Raw genomic sequence first — 1150 nt, 5'->3', positions numbered from 1 at the left:
TTGAAATCATTCCCCCGTTCTCCTTTCTCTTTTCCTTCGCACCGTAAAATTCAGCCCTCCTTCCCGTAATTTTCATGTCAGGATTGCGGCTGAGATGCCATGGTGGTTCTATTAATAGGTGCGATAAATTATGAAAGATGAAAAAGTGGAAAAGGGGAAAAAACAAAAAGATAATCAAAACATTGCAGCAACATATGAAAAAGCAATTAAACTATTAGACCGCTATGTTGAACGAACAAAAGATGGAACGTTCAAAGCAAACATCGATGAAAAAACAGCGAAGAAGCTTGGGATTGAGGCTGACGTATTTAATACCATCATGACAAGTATGAATTATGTGAACGAAGAGATTCGAAAAGGGAATTTCGTTTCAGATGAAAACAAAAAAGTATATCTGCGCGGTGAAACTACCGTTCAACAAAGCTCAACCATCTCTGCAACCGCAACGGTTTCAGGCGGGGTAACCAAATGGGGCGTTGGAGAATGGTGGGGTGGAACATTCTACTTAAATAGCACAGATACTGGACGTGTAGCAGGATATATGTCGCTAAATGGCGCAACTGCTGAAGGGCTTAACTATGTTATTAAACAGCTTCTTGGAAGGTCACTTCCATTCGGTGTTGCTTCCTTCATTTTAGGACTCGGTGCCGGTTGGCTCACTTCACAAAACGAAGGAAATGGTGTGAAGGTAACTTATATGTTGGGTGTTCCGCCTGTTGTGTGGGTTTCTCCTCAATAACGCACAAGAGTAGAGCCAGCTACGGTTTGCTGGCTCTATTTTTTATTTTGATAAATTTTTATTTTTAATAGATCTAAATCCTAGAACTGGGAATACGAGTCCCCATACTATCAATAAGCCGGCAATGATTGAGTTACCCATTCGGTATTGATAAATCGCAGAAAGTAGTAATGAAACTGAAAAGCTTAAAAAGAACAGCTTTCGATACATCACTTTTTTGGAGCCTATAAAACTTAAGGATAATAAGATCGCAGATACGATATACATAATAATAGTTACACCTATTACACTTATCCAAAACTCCACTTTTACATCCCCCTTCATTTTTGGAATTATTATCCTTATTATAACTATGTGAGGGAGATATATCTTATATAACCAAAGAAAAAATATATTTTTTCTGTGAAAATC

2 protein-coding genes are annotated in these 1150 nt (G+C 38.0%); one reads left to right on the top strand and one right to left on the bottom strand.

Annotated elements, in window-relative coordinates; all coding sequences use genetic code 11:
- The first annotated feature begins 130 nt into the window (after window positions 1–130).
- Window positions 131–739, top strand: a complete 609-nt coding sequence (locus ADA01nite_RS08960) for a hypothetical protein (RefSeq protein ID WP_146809616.1) — start codon at window positions 131–133, stop codon at window positions 737–739.
- 42 nt (window positions 740–781) lie between these two features.
- Here ADA01nite_RS08960 and ADA01nite_RS08955 read toward each other — a convergent pair.
- The coding region (locus ADA01nite_RS08955; protein WP_218029544.1) for a hypothetical protein at window positions 782–1150 on the bottom strand (369 nt) is incomplete at its 5' end.

It is taken from the genome of Aneurinibacillus danicus, from assembly GCF_007991215.1.
Lineage (GTDB): Bacteria > Bacillota > Bacilli > Aneurinibacillales > Aneurinibacillaceae > Aneurinibacillus > Aneurinibacillus danicus.
This window is presented reverse-complemented; position numbering and strand designations above follow the sequence as displayed.

Coding starts and splice junctions, on each gene's coding strand:
- ADA01nite_RS08960 (WP_146809616.1), top strand. CDS start 131: ATGAAAGATGAAAAAGTGGAAAAGGGGAAAAAACAAAAAGATAATCAA.